This window comes from Ruegeria sp. CG4 (assembly GCF_056537185.1).
In genome coordinates this window covers 1,150,929-1,168,065 of the sequence record NZ_JBQFRB010000001.1, presented here as the reverse complement: position 1 = coordinate 1,168,065, position 17,137 = coordinate 1,150,929, and the positions used below count along the sequence as shown (strand labels likewise).

Annotated in this window: 23 protein-coding genes; 13 read left to right on the top strand and 10 right to left on the bottom strand. The window is 58.2% G+C overall.

The window, feature by feature from the left end:
• Nucleotides 1-2 precede the first annotated feature (2 nt).
• From argF to ACR0J2_RS05825, 3 genes are all read left to right on the top strand, one after another.
• Nucleotides 3-929, top strand: coding sequence for an ornithine carbamoyltransferase (gene argF / locus ACR0J2_RS05835; RefSeq protein ID WP_480811940.1), 927 nt, complete (start codon nucleotides 3-5; stop codon nucleotides 927-929).
• A gap of 96 nt (nucleotides 930-1,025) precedes the next feature.
• Entirely contained in the window at nucleotides 1,026-1,430 is a 405-nt protein-coding gene (gene mce, locus ACR0J2_RS05830) for a methylmalonyl-CoA epimerase (protein WP_170609666.1), read from the top strand.
• 22 nt (nucleotides 1,431-1,452) lie between these two features.
• Nucleotides 1,453-1,728: a DUF1467 family protein gene (locus tag ACR0J2_RS05825; RefSeq protein WP_170609668.1), complete on the top strand. Its 276-nt coding sequence runs from the start codon at nucleotides 1,453-1,455 to the stop codon at nucleotides 1,726-1,728.
• A 3-nt stretch (nucleotides 1,729-1,731) separates the two neighbouring features.
• Here the strand turns inward: ACR0J2_RS05825 and ACR0J2_RS05820 are convergent, their stop codons facing one another.
• Together ACR0J2_RS05820 and ACR0J2_RS05815 are read right to left on the bottom strand one after the other, a co-directional pair.
• Nucleotides 1,732-2,430, bottom strand: a complete 699-nt coding sequence (locus ACR0J2_RS05820) for an EI24 domain-containing protein (protein ID WP_480811939.1) — start codon at nucleotides 2,428-2,430, stop codon at nucleotides 1,732-1,734.
• Nucleotides 2,427-3,005: a nitroreductase family protein gene (locus ACR0J2_RS05815; RefSeq protein ID WP_480811938.1), complete on the bottom strand. Its 579-nt coding sequence runs from the start codon at nucleotides 3,003-3,005 to the stop codon at nucleotides 2,427-2,429. The genes ACR0J2_RS05820 and ACR0J2_RS05815 overlap by 4 nt, the downstream gene beginning before the upstream one ends.
• 134 nt (nucleotides 3,006-3,139) lie before the next feature.
• Here ACR0J2_RS05815 and ACR0J2_RS05810 point away from each other — a divergent pair, with 134 nt between their 5' ends.
• Nucleotides 3,140-3,415 (top strand): DUF167 domain-containing protein, encoded by a 276-nt coding sequence (locus ACR0J2_RS05810; RefSeq protein WP_480811937.1) that lies wholly within the window; start codon nucleotides 3,140-3,142, stop codon nucleotides 3,413-3,415.
• Here ACR0J2_RS05810 and ACR0J2_RS05805 read toward each other — a convergent pair.
• The gene (locus tag ACR0J2_RS05805; RefSeq protein WP_480811936.1) at nucleotides 3,403-3,651 is read right to left on the bottom strand and encodes a hypothetical protein; all 249 of its coding nucleotides are present in this window, start codon (nucleotides 3,649-3,651) and stop codon (nucleotides 3,403-3,405) included. The genes ACR0J2_RS05810 and ACR0J2_RS05805 overlap by 13 nt on opposite strands.
• A 120-nt stretch (nucleotides 3,652-3,771) precedes the next feature.
• Between ACR0J2_RS05805 and ACR0J2_RS05800 the strand changes: the two genes are divergently transcribed.
• The 5 genes from ACR0J2_RS05800 to ACR0J2_RS05780 all read left to right on the top strand — a co-directional run bounded on the left by ACR0J2_RS05800 (nucleotide 3,772) and on the right by ACR0J2_RS05780 (nucleotide 5,728).
• On the top strand, nucleotides 3,772-4,479 hold the full coding sequence (locus ACR0J2_RS05800) for a M48 family metalloprotease (RefSeq protein WP_170805241.1): 708 nt from the start codon (nucleotides 3,772-3,774) through the stop codon (nucleotides 4,477-4,479).
• Complete coding sequence (locus tag ACR0J2_RS05795; protein ID WP_480811935.1) at nucleotides 4,476-4,844, top strand: YigZ family protein; 369 nt, start codon at nucleotides 4,476-4,478, stop codon at nucleotides 4,842-4,844. The genes ACR0J2_RS05800 and ACR0J2_RS05795 overlap by 4 nt, the downstream gene beginning before the upstream one ends.
• 69 nt (nucleotides 4,845-4,913) lie before the next feature.
• A complete protein-coding gene (locus ACR0J2_RS05790) occupies nucleotides 4,914-5,165 on the top strand; it encodes a DUF6455 family protein (RefSeq protein WP_170609681.1) in 252 nt (83 codons plus the stop codon).
• Between the two features lie 15 nt (nucleotides 5,166-5,180).
• Complete coding sequence (locus ACR0J2_RS05785; RefSeq protein WP_480811934.1) at nucleotides 5,181-5,450, top strand: DUF6455 family protein; 270 nt, start codon at nucleotides 5,181-5,183, stop codon at nucleotides 5,448-5,450.
• Complete coding sequence (locus tag ACR0J2_RS05780) at nucleotides 5,450-5,728, top strand: DUF6455 family protein (protein WP_480811933.1); 279 nt, start codon at nucleotides 5,450-5,452, stop codon at nucleotides 5,726-5,728. The genes ACR0J2_RS05785 and ACR0J2_RS05780 overlap by 1 nt, the downstream gene beginning before the upstream one ends.
• On the opposite strand, the gene ACR0J2_RS05775 is transcribed toward ACR0J2_RS05780, so the two are convergent.
• Nucleotides 5,711-5,953, bottom strand: a complete 243-nt coding sequence (locus ACR0J2_RS05775) for a CDGSH iron-sulfur domain-containing protein (RefSeq protein WP_480525553.1) — start codon at nucleotides 5,951-5,953, stop codon at nucleotides 5,711-5,713. The two genes, ACR0J2_RS05780 and ACR0J2_RS05775, sit on opposite strands and share 18 nt — an antisense overlap.
• A gap of 228 nt (nucleotides 5,954-6,181) precedes the next feature.
• Between ACR0J2_RS05775 and ACR0J2_RS05770 the strand changes: the two genes are divergently transcribed.
• Complete coding sequence (locus ACR0J2_RS05770; protein WP_170609689.1) at nucleotides 6,182-6,370, top strand: hypothetical protein; 189 nt, start codon at nucleotides 6,182-6,184, stop codon at nucleotides 6,368-6,370.
• 97 nt (nucleotides 6,371-6,467) lie between these two features.
• Here ACR0J2_RS05770 and rimO read toward each other — a convergent pair whose 3' ends face one another.
• The gene (gene rimO, locus ACR0J2_RS05765; protein ID WP_480811932.1) at nucleotides 6,468-7,856 is read right to left on the bottom strand and encodes a 30S ribosomal protein S12 methylthiotransferase RimO; all 1,389 of its coding nucleotides are present in this window, start codon (nucleotides 7,854-7,856) and stop codon (nucleotides 6,468-6,470) included.
• Nucleotides 7,857-7,954: 98 nt separating this feature from the next.
• Here rimO and ACR0J2_RS05760 point away from each other — a divergent pair, with 98 nt between their 5' ends.
• Nucleotides 7,955-9,910, top strand: coding sequence for an AsmA family protein (locus tag ACR0J2_RS05760; protein ID WP_480811931.1), 1,956 nt, complete (start codon nucleotides 7,955-7,957; stop codon nucleotides 9,908-9,910).
• Between the two features lie 54 nt (nucleotides 9,911-9,964).
• Here ACR0J2_RS05760 and ACR0J2_RS05755 read toward each other — a convergent pair whose 3' ends face one another.
• From ACR0J2_RS05755 to ACR0J2_RS05740, 4 genes are read right to left on the bottom strand one after another with little or no spacing between them, the layout of a single operon-like run.
• Complete coding sequence (locus ACR0J2_RS05755; protein WP_480490304.1) at nucleotides 9,965-11,461, bottom strand: phosphomannomutase/phosphoglucomutase; 1,497 nt, start codon at nucleotides 11,459-11,461, stop codon at nucleotides 9,965-9,967.
• 15 nt (nucleotides 11,462-11,476) lie between these two features.
• On the bottom strand, nucleotides 11,477-12,310 hold the full coding sequence (gene kdsA, locus ACR0J2_RS05750) for a 3-deoxy-8-phosphooctulonate synthase (RefSeq protein WP_480811930.1): 834 nt from the start codon (nucleotides 12,308-12,310) through the stop codon (nucleotides 11,477-11,479).
• 5 nt (nucleotides 12,311-12,315) lie between these two features.
• Nucleotides 12,316-13,899, bottom strand: coding sequence for a KpsE/RkpR family capsule polysaccharide export protein (locus tag ACR0J2_RS05745; protein ID WP_170816738.1), 1,584 nt, complete (start codon nucleotides 13,897-13,899; stop codon nucleotides 12,316-12,318).
• Entirely contained in the window at nucleotides 13,877-14,536 is a 660-nt protein-coding gene (locus tag ACR0J2_RS05740; protein ID WP_170609701.1) for an ABC transporter ATP-binding protein, read from the bottom strand. The genes ACR0J2_RS05745 and ACR0J2_RS05740 overlap by 23 nt, the downstream gene beginning before the upstream one ends.
• 225 nt (nucleotides 14,537-14,761) lie before the next feature.
• On the opposite strand from ACR0J2_RS05740, the gene ACR0J2_RS05735 reads away from it, so the two are divergent.
• Both ACR0J2_RS05735 and ACR0J2_RS05730 read left to right on the top strand, forming a co-directional pair.
• On the top strand, nucleotides 14,762-15,349 hold the full coding sequence (locus ACR0J2_RS05735) for a uracil-DNA glycosylase family protein (RefSeq protein WP_480811929.1): 588 nt from the start codon (nucleotides 14,762-14,764) through the stop codon (nucleotides 15,347-15,349).
• Nucleotides 15,342-16,130, top strand: a complete 789-nt coding sequence (locus ACR0J2_RS05730) for an SseB family protein (RefSeq protein WP_480811928.1) — start codon at nucleotides 15,342-15,344, stop codon at nucleotides 16,128-16,130. Before ACR0J2_RS05735 ends, ACR0J2_RS05730 begins: the two co-directional genes overlap by 8 nt.
• 45 nt (nucleotides 16,131-16,175) lie before the next feature.
• On the opposite strand, the gene yghU is transcribed toward ACR0J2_RS05730, so the two are convergent.
• Nucleotides 16,176-17,054 carry a glutathione-dependent disulfide-bond oxidoreductase gene (gene yghU, locus ACR0J2_RS05725; protein ID WP_321251941.1) on the bottom strand — a complete coding sequence of 293 codons (879 nt, stop codon included), beginning with the start codon at nucleotides 17,052-17,054 and terminating at the stop codon, nucleotides 16,176-16,178.
• Between the last annotated feature and the right edge of the window lie 83 nt (nucleotides 17,055-17,137).

The following is a 17,137-nucleotide window of genomic DNA, read 5'->3' as shown; positions in this document are numbered from 1 at the left end:
AAATGAACCATTTTCTCGACATCCATAAAACCGATGCAGCAGCCCTGCGCAGTGTGATCGACCAAGCCGACGCCATGAAAAAGGCGCGCCTCGGCCGCCCCAAGGCGGCTCATGACGATGAACAGCCTCTCAAGGATCGCATGGTCGCGCTGATCTTCGAAAAGCCTTCGACCCGAACCCGCGTGTCGTTTGATGTGGGCGTGCGACAGATGGGCGGGCAGACCATGGTTCTGTCCGGCAAGGATATGCAATTGGGCCATGGCGAAACCATCGCCGACACCGCCCGTGTGCTGTCACGCTATGTCGACATGATCATGATCCGGACCTTTGACGAAACCATTCTGACCGAAATGGCCGAGTACTCGGATGTCCCCGTCATTAACGGTCTGACAGATCGCACCCATCCCTGCCAGATCATGGCGGACGTATTGACGTTTGAAGAACACCGCGGCCCCATCGCCGGCAAGAAGGTGGTCTGGACAGGCGACGGCAACAATGTGTGTGCTTCCTTCCTGCATGCTGCAGGCCAGTTCGGCTTCGATCTGACGTTTACGGGACCCGCTCAATTCGATCCGGAAGAAGAGTTCATGGGCTTTGCCCGTCAGAAGGGCTCGAAGATCGTGGTCGAACGTGATCCCTACAAAGCGGTTGAAGGTGCCGATCTGGTGGTCGCCGACACCTGGGTCTCGATGCACGATTCCCAGTCGGCCAAGGAACGCCGTCACAACCTGCTGCGCCCCTATCAGGTCAATGCCGAACTGATGGCCCACGCCAAACCCGACGCGTTGTTCATGCATTGCCTGCCGGCGCACCGGGAAGAGGAAGCCACGTCCGAGGTTATGGATGGCCCGAACTCGGTCATTTTTGATGAGGCCGAAAACCGTCTTCACGCGCAAAAGGCGGTCATGCGCTGGTGTCTGGGTGTTTGACGCCGGAGGGCAATACCGGGGCAGGGCCGTCGCGCCTTGCCCTTTTGATCGTCTGCGCCCATAAACGCTGCAACGCAGAAACGACAGGAGAGCACAATGATCGGACGTTTGAACCACGTCGCCATCGCCGTTCCGGACCTCGAAGCCGCATCCGCGCAATACAGCAACGCGCTGGGCGCAAAGGTTGGCGCGCCTCAGGATGAGCCGGACCACGGTGTAACCGTCGTTTTCATCGAGTTGCCGAACACCAAGATCGAACTGCTCTATCCGCTGGGCGACAACAGCCCGATCAACGGGTTTCTGGAAAAGAACCCTGCGGGCGGCATTCACCATGTGTGTTACGAGGTCGAAGATATCATTGCCGCTCGTGACCACCTGAAGGAAACCGGTGCCCGTGTTCTGGGGTCGGGAGAGCCCAAGATCGGTGCCCACGGCAAACCTGTTCTGTTCCTGCACCCCAAGGATTTCAACGGATGTCTGGTCGAACTCGAGCAGGTCTGACCACAGCCTCGGAGGATCTGATATGACGATCACGGCAGCGATAGTTTTGTTTGCGGTCATCTGGTTCATGACCTTGCTGGTGGTGTTGCCCATCCGGATCAAAACGCAGGGCGATCTGGGCGAGATCGTTCCGGGCACCCATGCGGGTGCTCCGGAAGTGCATCACATGAAGAAAAAGATGTGGATCACCACCGGGATTTCGGCCGTCCTGTGGGCCATCATCGCCGGTATCATCGTGTCCGGCGTGATCTCGGTGCAGGATTTCGACTGGCTGAACCAGCTTGACCGCCAGGGATAGCCCTTACAAGTCCGTGGCTGACAGTTGATGGTAGATATGCGTGAACGTGGCTGCTCCGATAATGGGGATCAGCAGGTTTACAAGCGGCACTGACAGCGGAATTGCCATCAACGTGCCGGCTATCCAGATGGTTGCGGAATGCCTGGCGCGCAGCTTGCGCGCGCCATCGCGGCCCAGCCTGCGCATCGCTGCCAGAGTGAAGTATTCACGCCCCAACAGGAATCCGTTCAGCGCCCAGAAGATAAACGGGGCAAGCGGCGTGAAGATCACGTATAGAACCAGCGCCAGCAGGTTGGCCGCGATCAGAACGCCCAAAAAGTTCACCGTATCCTTCAACGCCTCGGATACCGGAATGCCCACAACCGGTGGCAGATTGGGATAGTGCCTGTCCTCGACGGCCTGCGCGACCTCATCCAGAAACATCGACGTGATGGCTGAGGCGACGGGCACCATCAGAAACACGGACAGTACCATCATCAACAGCAGTGAGGACACGCTGAGCAGATCGTTCAGCCACGTGACCTCACCCAGCAAGGGTAAAGTGGCCTGGTCGCCGACAAGCGCATTGATAAGCCACAGGAAACCGGCATAAGCCACGACCAGCAATGCGAAAGTCAAGCTGACGCCCAGCAGCAGGACCTTGCGAAATCTCGGGTCTCCGATCTGGCCGAGCGCCAGGAAGAACGACTGAAAGATAATCATTCAACAACCCATTGCGTCAGCGCGGTCACGTCCGGGCGAGGGCGCTCGGGTGGTTCCGCTCCTTCGGTCGCGATGTGAATCAGGCCCGCTACACGCTCGTGATCGGCCAGGCCCAGAGCGTCCTTGCAGAACTTGCGGTCATGGACTTGCCAGCCTGACAGCCAGTTCGCGCCCCAGCCGGCGGCCAGCGCCGCGTTTAATAGCGCCAGACAGACCGCTCCGGCGGAGTAGGTCTGCTCGATGGCGGGAATTTTTTCCGATGGTTTCTGAACCTCGATCACAGCGACGGCCAGATGACCCATGTCGAACTGGCTGCGGGCCTTGGAAATATCTTCAGGCGATTTCCCTAGTCGAGCGCCGCAGTCCCCGGTCAGCTCCGAAAGACGGGCCATCGCCCCTTTTTCCAGCACAAGAAAACGCCAGGGCTCGAGCTTGCCATGATCCGGACTGCGAGCCGCGGCTGTAAGCAGGGGCATCAGCTCTCGCCGCGTCGGGGCCGGTGCGATCAGCGTTTTGGCCGGACGTGAGCGGCGGATTTGCAGAAACTCCAGAGCAGCCTGATTCTTGAGAGGCATATGTTAACTTCCTTTACATAGGCAGTTTGTATCTTGGGTGGCACTGCCTCTGATTCAAGGGCAAGCTGTTTTGGTGTCAGATCAATTTCACTCTGTCCCCGTTCATGCAAGGGTGTTGCGAACAGGGAAGCAGGATGGCCAAAGCAAAACTACGAAATATACCGGATCTGAGCGCACTTGCCGTGCCGGGCAAACAGATTTCGGTCAGGGTTACTCCAAAAGCAGCGCGTGACAGCATTGCGGTGGACGGCACCACTCTGCGTGTCTGTGTCACCGCCGCACCTGAAGATGGGACGGCAAACAAGGCGGTTCGGAAGCTTTTGGCGCGCTCCATGGGGATTTCGGCGTCTGCCTTGATCCTGAAGCACGGTCAGACCGCTCGTGACAAAACCTTTGTCTATGATCTCTGAGGTGGCGTTTCGCGTATCTGATAGACCCCCTCGGGCAGGTCCAGCGCCGCCGCCAAGTCGCGCACTTGTTCGGGTGACAGGGTAATTTTCTGAACCTGGTCCGTGCGCGGATCCAATTGTTCAAGCGTCACACATTCTGCGAAACTGTTGATAACGACATCTTCGTTCAAAGGCTTTTCGCCTTCGTCCACCAGGGTAATGACCGTCGAGTCGAATTCATGCTCAATCGAAAACATAAAGGCAAAGTGCAGGGCCAACGCAGGTAATGCAACCCATTGACTGCCAATCAGACGTGGCCGTTCCCGGCATGGCACGCTATGGTTGCGATACGGTATGACCGGTCCAAAGGATTACTGATGCGCCGCCTGATATTTTTGCTGGTTTCTGTTCTGCTGGCGGCCTGCGAAGGCGGTACTTTGCGCGTTTTGCCTGCCGAGGATTGGGACAGCGAAAGCCCGGGTTCTCAGGTCTCGTCCGCAGAGTTCCGCGAAATCAGCCGAGCAGTCGGCAAAGCGGCGCGCACTGAATGCTTGCGACAGTCGGGCAACCGGAACTGCGACTTTACGATCATGGTTGATCTGAACCCACGGGCCCCAGAAAACGCGTTTCAGACATTGGATGATGACGGGCAACCGGTGATCATTTTCACACAGACCATGATCAATTCAGCAAAGAACGCCGACGAACTGGCGTTTGTTATGGGGCACGAGGCCGCGCATCACGTTTTGGGTCACCTTGCCAGGCAGTCGAACAATTCGCAGGAGAGCGCGGTGATTTTCGGTGACCTCGCGCGCCTCGACGGAGGAGATGACGCTGATGTTGAAGCTTGGCAGAAACTGGGGGCACAGGTCGGTGTGCAGGCCTATGTTAAGGATTTCGAGCTTGAGGCCGATCAACTGGGCACCGTCATTACCTATAGGGCGGGATACAACCCCTTGGTGGGGGCAGTGTATTTCAATCGCATTCCTGATCCGGGTGACAAGTTTCTTGGCACCCATCCACCTAACGCGCAGCGTGTGCAGATAGTTCAGGAAACCGCCCGGCAACTGGGGCTGACCCCATGACATCGCTTGTCCGGATGGGCGTGATCCTGACAGATCGCGGTTCGAAATATGCGGTATCCGGTGCGCCAGTTAAGACCCGGGATGAAATCGATGCGGTTTTGAGTGAGCTGAAATCTGACAAGAGCTATGCGAAAGCCACGCACAATACCTGGGCTGCGGTACTGCCGACCGGTGCGCTCAAAGCGGATGACGGCGAAAGCGGGGCCGGAATGGTGATCCTGCGAATGATGGAGCGGGCAGGTCTGGACAGTCATCTGATCGTAGTAACGCGCTGGTACGGCGGGAAAAAACTTGGGGGTGATCGCTTTAGGCGCGTGCAGGATGCGACGCGCGCCTATCTAGATCATCAGGCGGCGGCACCTTGACCTGAGTCAAAGGCTGACGCGACCGGGTGCGATATCCTTTCTTGTAACGCGAACGGGAAAGGATGCGTGATGCTCAGCCGTAACACATTGCGACGCCATGCCGGTCTTCTGGACCAGATGGCCACAACTGTCGGAGTTGATCTGGAAGAAGCCGCCATCGCTGGCCAGGTTTCGATCGACGCGATTTCCGATGCCGTTCTGCGCTGCACCGATTGCCCCAATCCCGGCCATTGCGAGAACTTCCTGACCAAAGCGGTAGCCACAAGCCAGACGCCGGAATACTGCCGAAATCAGGAATTGCTGAACAAACTGAAACCCTGAGCGGCCGGATGTACCATGTCACCACTGGGACACATCATGACCCATCTTCGACTGGTCCTGCGCATGGGGCAGGCGACCGGCGTAGACATCGCCGCAGCGCATAAGGGCGGGCACCTGACCCAGCGGGACTGGAGCAACATGGTGCAGCGATGCCGGGGCTGTAACTGGGCCAGTGCCTGTCCTGAATGGTTGGACCGTTGTGAAGACGCGTCCAACGCCCCTGAAATCTGTATGAACAAGGCTCAGTTTGCGGTGCTGAAAACCCGGCAAAAAGGATGCAAGTGATGGATTCGGACAGACTGGGAGATATCGACAAGCACTTCTGGCTTACCCGATCGACCGCACGGATCATCGGGGTTTCGTTCTCGGATGCGATGGCCGAAGGGGAACTGTCGCCCCACGGATTTGCCGAAATCGTTACTCGGTGCCGGGCAGCGGATTGTAGCAGCAAATGTGAGTTATGGCTGGCAACGCAGCAGTCACCACCGGAAAAGGCGCCTGATTTCTGCGCAAACGCCTCTACTCTTGAGGCGCTTAGAAAGTCTTCAAAGACGAGAATGTGAGCCGTCGCACAATGGCGGTTTCGATGTCTGCTTACAGCCGCAGAAGAACACCTTCTTTGTTGCTTCGGCAGTGTATTTCACCGGCTCCAGCCCGGTTCCTTTGTGAGATCCGTCGCAAAAAGGTTGTTTCTTGGACGTACCGCAGGCGCACCAGAAATAGCTTTTCCCTTCGGTCACTTCGACCGGATAAGGGCCTTTCTGGGCAATGATCGGGCTGTCGGCCATTTGGCTGCTCCGTTGTTGGCTGATGTCATTTCAATAGTTTAGAACATAGGCCTGAAAAGGGTAGCGGTTGTGGAATTTTCAGCGCTCGTGGTCGCCTTTACCAGCGTAACTCTGCCCGAAATAACGAATTTGTGATCTGTTTAGTTGCCAGAACGCCCGCCAACTCTTATTCTGAGATTGGCCCGAAAAACCGGGCAATATCAGAAAAGTAATAGAGGATTGACGGACATGAAACTGAAACTCGCAGCCGTAGGTGCGTTTGCCCTTATTCTGACCGCCTGCTCTCAGCAGGAAGAGCCGGCCCCGGTCTATATCCAGCCTGACTATGACAAATACGGTTCTCCGAGCTGTCCGGCAGGTTATGAACTGGCCACAACCGAAGCGGGTCAGACTGTCTGTAATCCAGTTTCCCAATAAGCCTTTCGCAGGCGGTCCTTTTCAGGGCCGCCTGCAAATCCGTGCCCTGATCTGAATGTACCAATTGCCGGTCGTCACGGCGATTGACGTCTTTTGGTCAGGCCAGTTTTCCCCACAAATCATACTCTCCGGCCTCGTCGACCTCGACAGAAACGATGTCGCCCGGTTTCAGGGTTTCGAAGTTTTCGTCAATGAACAGGTTGCCGTCGATCTCGGGCGCGTCTGCCTTCGTGCGGCATGTGGCGGCGTCTTCGTCGATTTCGTCGACGATGACCTCAATCGTCTGACCAACCTTGGCCGCCAGCTTGGCCTCTGAAATTGCCTGTGCCTTTTCCATGAATCGCTCCCAACGGTCCTGTTTGACGTCAGCAGGAACGTGATCCGGCAGGTCGTTGGACCGGGCACCGTCTACGTTTTCGTATTGAAAGCAGCCAACGCGATCCAGTTGGGCTTCGTCCATCCAGTCCAGCAGGGTCTGGAATTCGGCATCTGTCTCGCCCGGATAACCCACGATAAAGGTCGAACGCAGGGTGATGTCGGGGCAGGTCGCGCGCCATGCGGCGATTTCTTCCAGTGTTTTGGCCGCGGCGGCCGGGCGGGCCATGCGTTTCAGAACATCCGGATGGGCGTGCTGAAAGGGGATGTCCAGATAGGGCAATACATTGCAACCAGCATCCGCCATCAACGGGATCAGTTCGCGCACATGCGGGTAGGGATAGACGTAATGCAGCCGCACCCAGGCTTCCAGCTGTCCCAGCTCGCGCGCCAGATCGGTGATGTGGCTGCGTACCTCGCGGTCTTTCCACGGGTTGACGTCGTATTTGCGATCCAGCCCATAGGCCGAGGTGTCCTGCGAGATTACCAGCAACTCGCGCACACCGCTTTCAACCAGCTTTTCCGCCTCGCGCAGCACCGCATGGGCGGGGCGGCTTGCCAGTTTCCCGCGCATGTCAGGGATGATGCAGAATTTGCATTTGTGGTTACAGCCTTCCGAAATCTTCAGATAGCTGTAGTGGCGTGGTGTCAGTTTGACGCCCGAGGCAGGCAGCAGGTCGACGAACGGGTCCGGATCGGGCGGAACAGCGGAATGCACGGCATCCAGCACCTGTTCGTATTGATGTGGGCCGGTGACGGCCATGATCCGCGGGTGACGCTCGCGGATGTAGTCCGGTTCCGCGCCTAGGCAGCCCGTCACGATAACCTTGCCGTTTTCCACCAACGCTTCGCCGATTGCATCCAGCGATTCTGCCTTGGCGCTGTCCAGGAACCCGCATGTGTTCACGATGACGGCATCGGCCCCTGAATAATCGGGCGAAATGCCGTACCCTTCGGCACGCAGACGGGTCAGGATACGCTCGCTATCGACCAAAGCCTTGGGGCAGCCCAAGGACACCATACCGATGGTCGGCTGGTTCGGACGGGGCGTATCGGTGATCCGGGCGGCAGGCGCCAGGTCGGGGCGGAGGTTTGGCGGGTTCGTGCTCATGGCGCGGCATATAGTGGGGAACGCTTCCCCTTGCAAATCCCGCTTTTGATTTGAATGATCCCAAGCAAAGAAAAGCCAAAAAGGCGGAGAGCAGAAAGATGAAGTGGTTGTTGCGGATCCTGTTCGTATTCGTTGCCGTAATCGGGCTGGTGATTGGCGCGTTGCTGCTGATGCCGGGCGAAAAACTGGGGTCGATTCTGGCCGAGCAGGTTCGGGCGCAGACAGGTCGCGACCTGAACCTGTCCGGAGACGTGAACCTGTCCTTCTGGCCGGTTCTCGGAATGGAAACCGGGCCCGTCACCTTTGGTAACGCTGCATGGGCCGGACCAGAACCAATGCTGAGCGCGGAACGCCTGATGTTCGGTGTCGATGCAGCGGCGTTGTTGTCCGGTGACATCAGGATCAAACGGGTCGTGGCAGAAAACCCGGTTCTTCGACTGGAAGTGTCGGATGGGCGCGCAAACTGGGAACTTGGCACAGCGACGGCTGCCACTTCGGGTGGCGATCCCGGGGGATCTGCGCCGGATGCCGAAGCTGGCACGGTCACGCTGGAGTTTCTGGAACTGACCCGTGTGCGGCTGATCTACGTCGAAAACGGTGTCACAACGATGGATTTCGCGAATGTCGATTTGTCGGCCAGTTGGCCCGAAGTCACCGCTCCAATGGTGATGGAGGCCAGCATGGCGGTGCCCGGCGGCACCGTGAAGGTCGATCTGAAAATACCCGACCTACCCGCATTTTCGTCTGGAGACGTGACCGCGTTGGAGTTGCTGCTTGCGGCGCCGGGTGGTCAGATCGGGTTTGACGGACGGGTCAACCTGGCCGGGGAAATGGACGGCCAGCTTGAGGTCCAGTCGTCAAGCACCGAGAAAATGCTGGCGGCCTTCGGGCGGGCCGGAACTTATGTGCCGCAGGGGCTGGGGCGCGTGGCGAATGTATCCGGTCAGATGACCTATACCAGCGACGGCCGGGTCGCCTTGCGGGATATGACCGCAATTCTGGACAACAACCGCCTGACTGGCGAGGCGGACATTGTCATTTCCGATCCGCCTCAGATCACGGCCCGGCTGAGCGCGGGTGATCTGGATCTGTCTCAGATTACTGGCACCGATGCCTCCACCGGTGGTGGAGCAACCAGTGCATCTGCGCCTGACACGGGTTGGTCCAAAGACCCGATTGATGCATCAGCCCTGGCTTTGGCCAACGGCAATATCCGCCTGACGGCCACCTCGATTGCGGTTCCTGGAATGACATTCGGCCAAAGCGATCTGACCATGAACCTTGATCGCGCGCGGGCTGTGTTTCAAATGCACCCGGCCACCTTGTTCTCAGGACAGTTGAACGGGCAGATGGTGGTCAACAACCGGAACGGGCTGTCGGTGGGCGGCAACCTTAGGGCTGACGGGATTGACCTGAAGCAGATGCTCTCAACGCTGGCCGGGATCGAACGGCTTTCGGGCACCGGATCGGGAACGCTCGAGTTTCTGGGCGTCGGGCAAACCGAAGACCAGATCATGCGATCCCTCAGCGGGAAAGGGGGCGTCAATGTTGGCAAAGGGGTTATCGCGGGTATCGATCTCGACCGTCTGATGGGCCGGGGGCAGGGCACGGGCGGCACAACGGTTTTCAACAGCTTGTCGGCCATGTTCACCATGGATCAAGGCACGCTGACCAATAACGATCTGCTGATGCTGTTGGATAACTACCGGGCGGATGGAAAAGGTCGCGTCGGGCTGGGTACCCGGGACATCGATTACCTGTTCACCCCGGTCGCATTGCGGGCAAATTCGGGTCAGGGCATTGCCGTGCCGGTGCGGATACAGGGGCCATGGAGCAACCCCTCGATCCGGCCGGACCTGAGCAAGGTGATCGAGGCCGCGGCTGATGCAGAACTCAAGAAGCTTGAAGATGACGCCAAGCAGAAGGTCTTTGAAAAAGTCGGCGGCGAACTGGACACAACGATCACGGACAGTGGCCAAATCGAAGATGCCATCAAGAACAAGCTTGAGGAAGAGGCCAAAAAAGGTCTTCTGAAACTGCTGGGCGCGGACTGAAATGACGGCCCGGTCAGAAATACCCGGGGCGCGACCCGCGCCCCGGTTGTTACATCAGATGGTCTGATCGTAATCGCCGACGCCCGGTTCAGTACGGATGACCGCGTCGATATCCGAAAATATGGCGCGCATCTCGCCTTCGCTCTCGCTGCTTTCGCAAACCACAACAAGGTTGGGCGTGTTCGAAGAGGCGCGTACCAGACCCCAGCTGCCGTTGTCCAGAATGACACGGGCACCGTTGACGGTAACCACCTCTTTGATCGCACGTCCGGCAAAACTTTCGCCAGCGTCGGCCTTGGCGACCAGTTTGTCGACCAGGCGGTTCAGGATATCGTACTTCTCGGTGTCTGCTGCATAGGGTGACATGGTCGGCGTCGACCACGTTTTTGGCAGCGCCTTGCGCAGGTCAGACATGCTTTGATCAGGATTGCGGTCCATCAGTTTACAGATCTCGACCGCCACGCGCATGCCGCAGTCGTAGCCGCGACCAATTGGTTCAGCCAGAAAGTAATGGCCCGATTTCTCGAACCCGGCCAGGGCGTTGATCTCTTTCACGCGGCGCTTCATGTGGCTGTGGCCGGTCTTCCAGTAATCCGCCTTTACGCCATACGCCCGAAGCTCTGGATCACTGGCGAACAGACCCGTGGACTTCACGTCGGCCACGAAGGTCGAATTGGGATAAAGCTTGGCCAGATCGCGGGCCATGATGACGCCGACCTTGTCGGCGAAAATCTCCTCACCCTCGTCATCGACCACACCGCATCGATCGCCATCCCCGTCAAACCCAAGCGCCAGATCGGCGCCGCTGGATTTCACAGTGTCGGACATGTCGTGCAACATCTCCATGGCTTCGGGATTGGGGTTGTAGTTCGGGAAGGTGTAATCCAGCCGGTTGTGGCTAGGCACGACCTCGACGCCCATCCGCTCGAATATTTCAGGGGCAAAGGCCGATGCCGTCCCGTTTCCTGTGGCACACACAACTTTCAGCGGGCGGGATATTCTGAAATCGCCAACCAGATCGTCGATATACGCCTCTTTCACGCCATCGACGAATTCATAAGATCCGCCTTCATGCGGGATACCTTCGCCATTCAGGACGATATCGCGCAGCTCGGACATCTCATCCGGACCATGGGTCAGGGGGCGGTCAAAGCCCATCTTGACGCCGGTCCAGCCGTTCGGGTTGTGGCTGGCCGTGACCATCGCCACGGCAGGCACGTCCAGATGAAACTGCGCGAAATAGGCCATCGGGCTAAGGGCCGGGCCGATATCCTTGACCTGAATACCCGCCTGCATCAGCCCCAGGATCAGCGCGTTCTTGATCGCCAGAGAATAGTCGCGGTAATCGTTGCCCACTGCAATCACCGGTTCGATCCCGCGTCTGCGCATCTGCGTGCCAAGCCCCAGACCAAGCGCGGTCATGCCGGGCAGGTTGATTTCCTCGGGGTATTTCCAGCGGGCGTCATATTCGCGGAACCCGGTGGGTTTGATCATCGCATCGCGCAGAAAGCTCCAGGTGTTGGGGGTCACCTCAGGCGTGGGTTTGGTCATAATTCTTCTCAATCGTTAAATCTGAATGGGGTTTTCTTTGGCCAGCGCATCAAAACGCATCAATGTGGCAATCAGCTGTCCCATCTGGTCCAGCGGAATCATATTGGGGCCGTCGGACGGCGCGGTATCTGGGTCCTGGTGGGTTTCGATGAACACGGCGCCGACGCCCAACGAAACCGCCGCACGGGCCATCACCGGCGCGAATTCCCTTTGCCCGCCGGACGAGCCGCCCTTGCCGCCGGGTTGTTGAACCGAATGTGTGGCATCCATCACGACCGGATAGCCGGTTTTGGCCATTTGCGGCAGTGATCGCATGTCGGCCACCAACGTGTTGTAGCCAAAGGATGTGCCGCGCTCGGTCAGCAGAATGTTCTGGTTGCCGGTGCTTTCGATCTTGTCGACGATATTGCCCATCTCCCACGGCGCCAGGAACTGACCCTTTTTGACATTGACGGCCTTGCCGGTTTCACCTGCGGCCAGCAACATGTCGGTCTGTCGGCACAAGAAGGCGGGGATTTGCAGAATATCAACCGCCTCGGCCGCGACTGCGCACTGGGCCTCGGTGTGGACATCCGTCAGTACAGGGATGCCCATCGAGCTGCGGATGTCGTCCAGCACCTTCAGCCCGGCATCGATGCCCATGCCGCGCTTGCCGGACAACGAGGTGCGGTTCGCCTTGTCATAGGAGGCCTTGAAAATGTACTGCGCGCCTGCGGCATCGCAGGCTTCTTTCATGGTGCCTGCGATCATCTGGGCGTGATCGGCGGTTTCAAGTTGGCAGGGGCCGGCGATGACGGTCAGTGGAAGATCGTTGCCAACCGTCAGGTCGGAGATTTTTACATGTTTCATGTGTCTTACGAGGATACCTGTTCACGAAGGACCGACGCGGTAAGCGAGATCAACAGGTAGATACCAGCAAACAACAGGAAAGCCAAAATCGTATTTTCGAACTTGCGCGGATAGCTGGGTTCCTGGCTGGGGACGGGGTTGACCGAGACTGTCAGGTACCGAACTTTACGGTTGGCTTCGGTGCGCGTTGTTTCCACTTGCTGCATGGCTGTTTGAAGCATCATGTCCCGCGCCGCCAGATCGGCCTGCGCCATCTGAATTCTGACACTCAGCCGCGCCAGCGAGTTTTCGCCTGCCGAGGCGTCCAGCATCTCGGCATTCAGTTCCTCCAGCACGACCTCAAGCCGTTCGATATCGGCGGTAACGCCATCGACCTTAGCCTTGTTGGGCCGCAGGTTGTCCAGAAGGGCGGCCAACTGCAGCTCCTTGTCCTGCAACAAAATCTCGATCTCGTTGATCCGGCCGCGTAGTCCCGCCAGAACGTTTTCGGGATCAAGTACCGCGCCTTCCAGCTGCAGTTCGATCAGCTTTTCTTGCGCCTTGCGCCGCTCTTCCTGAGCGGTTTCAAACCCCTTCATGGCGTCCCGCATCTGGTCTTCGCGTTTCAGTTCGGTCAAGCCGTTGATTGTATCTTCGGCATAGGAAATCAGCCGGTTCGACAGATCAACGGCGATATCCGGATCCGGGGCCGCAACCTCCATCCGGACGATTCCATCCGTGGGGTCGTAGCCGATTGTCACCATGCGCTTGTACAGTTTGTACGTCTCTTCCAGGCTGGCGTCGGGGGAAAGCCGCTGCACCGGGTCGATCCAGTCCTGCTTAAAGATTTCAGCAAAGCCTGTATCGCGTTCAAGACGTTGCAGGGCATCCTTGGATTCCAGAAACTCCTGCGTCGCGACCGAGTCCTGTGCCGTTGCAAACTGCGTTCCTGAAAGCAGGCCGCCAATCGAACCGCCGCCGCCGTCGGCCTGCAGGATCGAAAACGCCGAGTCGCTGGCATACATCGGCGTCGCAACGCGGTAGAAGTAATACCCCACAACGAATGTGGGCAGCAGCACAAACGCGGCCAGACGGGCAAACAGGGTAAACAATTTCCGTTTGCGACGCCGGGCGACCTCTTTCTGGATCTGGCTGATCTCATAGTTGCGCCGTTCAGTCGGGCTCCACTCCGGGCCGGGCAGGGGATGGGATTTATCTCCGACAGTTTGCGGCAGGTGGACCGTTACCTTGTCCTCGACCTGAGCCGTGCCCTGCTCGTCCTTGTTACCCGCAGCCGCCAGATCCAGCAGGTTGTTGCCCTGAAAAGGGTCGATCCCCTTTTTGCGCAACAGGCGAACCGCGTCGTAATCCGACGTGGCCGCCAGCCCGTTCTTCTGTGCCAGCCGTCGCGCCATGCGTAACTGGCGCCCGGTCAGCCCCTCGCGCTTGATTTCGTCCAGTTCAGTTCCGGGCTGTTTACTGTTGGCCGCTTCGGGTGGTTGAGTCGCACTTCGAATACGCGAAATCGCATCTGCGCGCGCATCCGGTGTACCTTCGCCTTGGCGTTTTCGGCGCCAGTTGTATTTTCTAGCCTTGGGTTTGGTAGTCATATAACTGTTTTGCCTCTTCCAAGGTTTCGAACATGTAAAGCTGCCCGTCCACTAGAACCGCTGCCTGACGCGCAAATTTTTCCAGAGTGGTTGGAGAATGCGACACAATCACAAGCGTTGTGGTGCGCAATCTCTCTTTCAGGATCGAGCCCGCTTTCTTGTTGAATTCGACATCGGTTGTGGCGGGCATGCCCTCATCAATCAGGTACATGTCGAAATCAAGTGCCAGCATCAGCGCAAACGTGAACCGGGCCCGCATGCCTGATGAATAGGTCGCAAGCGGTTGGTTGAAGTATTCGCCCAGACCGCACAGCCATTGGCAATATGCCTCGATATAGTCGGGGTCCATGCCGTAGATCTTTGCGATATATCGCGAGTTTTCCAGCGCCGACATCTTGCCGGAAACCCCTCCGGTAAACCCCATTGGGAAGGACACCTTACATTCGCGGCGGATCACCCCCTCGTCAGGTTTTTCCAGACCGGCCATCATGTTGATCAGCGTGGTTTTTCCGGTTCCGTTGGGTGCAAGTATCCCAACCGAGCGGCCAAGTTCGATCCGAAAGGAAACACGATCAAGGATCACCTTGCGCCGGGTGCCGGTCCAGAAGGACTTGCTGACATTTTCGAATTCAAGCATTGCTGGCCTGTTTCGCTTCGGAGTTGCGGTCTTTCCTCGATGAAAGAACGCATCGTTTACGAGTTCTTGTTGGCTACATTATGTCGAATTGTGAAACAAATGATCAATGCGCCCCACAAGGTGCTGTGGCTTTTGTGATATAACGGCAGTTGGCGCAGGCGCGCGCGGTCTCTATCTTTCAGCGAAACCCGTTTGGAAACCTGTCTTAGGAATTGCTGCCACCAGATGACCACTCTTGCCCAGGAAATCCGGTCCTGCCGGATCTGCGAAGCGCGTTTTGCCGCGACGCAGACCGCGCATGAGCCACGCCCGGTAGTCTGGTTCCGTCCCGGAACGCCGATCCTTGTTGCAGGACAGGCACCGGGCGCGCGGGTGCATGACTCAGGTCGTCCCTTCACAGACCCTTCGGGCGACCGATTGCGCGACTGGTTGGGGATTGATGAGAGCGTGTTTTATGACCGATCCCGTGTTTCAATCGTTCCGATGGCTTTCTGTTTCCCCGGCTATGATGCGCGCAAGGCCGATCTGCCGCCGCCCGCAATCTGTGGCGAGACTTGGCATGACAGAATCATGCAGGCATTGGGAGCGGTTCCGCTGACCGTTCTGGTCGGTGCCCATGCCCATACCTACCATCTGGGTGCGCGTACGTCCGTGACAGAGACGGTCCAGAACTGGCGAGACCACGCGCCGCAGGTCTTTGCCTTGCCTCATCCGTCCTGGCGCAATACGGCATGGCTGAAAAAGAACCCCTGGTTCGAGGCAGACCTGCTGCCGGTTCTGCGCGCCAGGGTGCAAGAGGTTCTGAATGACTGAGACAACGGCCTTGGATGCCGCCCATTCCGCGATGGAGGCTGCCCCGCAGGATGACGCAGCCCGGCTGAAGTTCTTTGAACGACTGGCAGACGCTGAACTGTTCCTGCTGCTGACGGAAGAAGCGCGGGACGATAACGTCTCGCCCGAGGTGTTCGATGTGGCGGACGGACGTTTTGTGCTGGCGTTTGATCGCGAAGACCGGCTTGCCCGGTTTGCAGATCGTCCCGTTCCTTATGTCGCCCTGTCCGGGCGGGTTCTGTCTTCGCTGCTGGCAGGGCAGCGAATTGGTCTGGGGCTCAACCTCGAGGTCGCCCCGTCCTCGATGCTGATCCCGCCAGAGGCTTTGGGATGGCTGACGGAGACCCTTCAGCATTCCCCGCAAGAGGTTCAGGAACAACTGGCCGAGTTCCTTCCCCCGGCGGGTCTTCCGGATGAACTGCTGACTGCCCTTGATACCAAACTGTCGACGGCGGTGGGGTTGGCGCAGGCTGCTTTCCTGGCCGGAACCAGATCGGCCAGCGGAGCATCTGGTCATTTGCTGGGTTTTGTCGGGGCGGTCGAAGGCGCAGAACCGGCCCTTGCCAAAGCCGCGTCCGAAGCGCTGACATTTTCCGGAATCGAAGCTGGCGCGATGGATGTCGGCTTTTTCGCGCCCGGGGACCAAGTCACGTTAATGTTGGAAAAAGTCGGGCTGCGGTTTGACCTGCCGCAGCCCGAAAAGCGTGATGTCGGGCGCTCTGCGCCCGGTGGTGATCCCGAACGGCCGCCAATTCTGAAGTAATTCGCTAGCCGGATGCTCCCTACCGTGACGGGCAGGGCGGCAAGACTACTCGGCGGCAGGTTCCAGTTTGTCCTGCGTCCGGGTTTCGAAATCGCTGGCGTCGTGACGCTCGTGCAACTGCGTGTGCGGCTCGCCAAAGGCCCGGTTTACCATACGGCCTCGCTGTACCGCGGGCCGCGCATCGACCGCCTTGGCCCAACGCATCAGGTTCTTGTAGGAATCAACGTCCAGGAACTCGGCTGCGCTGTAGAGGCGGCCCAGAACCAGTTGCCCGTACCACGGCCAGATTGCCATATCGGCAATGGTATAGTCTTCGCCAGCGATAAAGGTCTTGTTGGCCAGTTCCCGGTCCAACACGTCCAGTTGCCGCTTTGTTTCCATTGCAAACCTATTGATCGGATATTCCCATTTCTCTGGCGCGTAAGCATAGAAATGGCCGAACCCGCCGCCCAGATAGGGCGCGCTTCCCATCTGCCAGAACACCCAGCTCATGACTTCCGTGCGTTCAGGCCCTTCCTTGGGCAGAAACGCATCGAATTTCTCGGCCAGATGGAACAGGATCGAGGCACTTTCGAACACGCGCACCGGCTTGTCACCCGACCGGTCCCACAGGGCCGGGATCTTCGAGTTCGGGTTGGCCTCGACAAATCCTGAACTGAACTGATCCCCTTCACCGATATTGATCAGCCACGCATTGTATTCGGCACCCTTGTGCCCCAGCGCCAGCAGTTCTTCCAGCATGACAGTGACCTTGACCCCGTTGGGCGTGGCCAGAGAATAAAGCTGCAGGGGATGCTGACCGACCGGAAGGTCCTTGTCATGGGTCGCGCCTGCGATCGGGCGATTGATATTGGCGAATTGTCCGCCGCTTTGGCTGTCCCATGTCCAGACCTTCGGGGGTTCATAGGTGGGTTGCTCGCTCATCTCTATCTTGCCTTTCTCAGCAAAGTGGGAGGAATTGTCCGACATCCCAACAGCTAATATTGCAATCGGCAGAGTCCAACCCC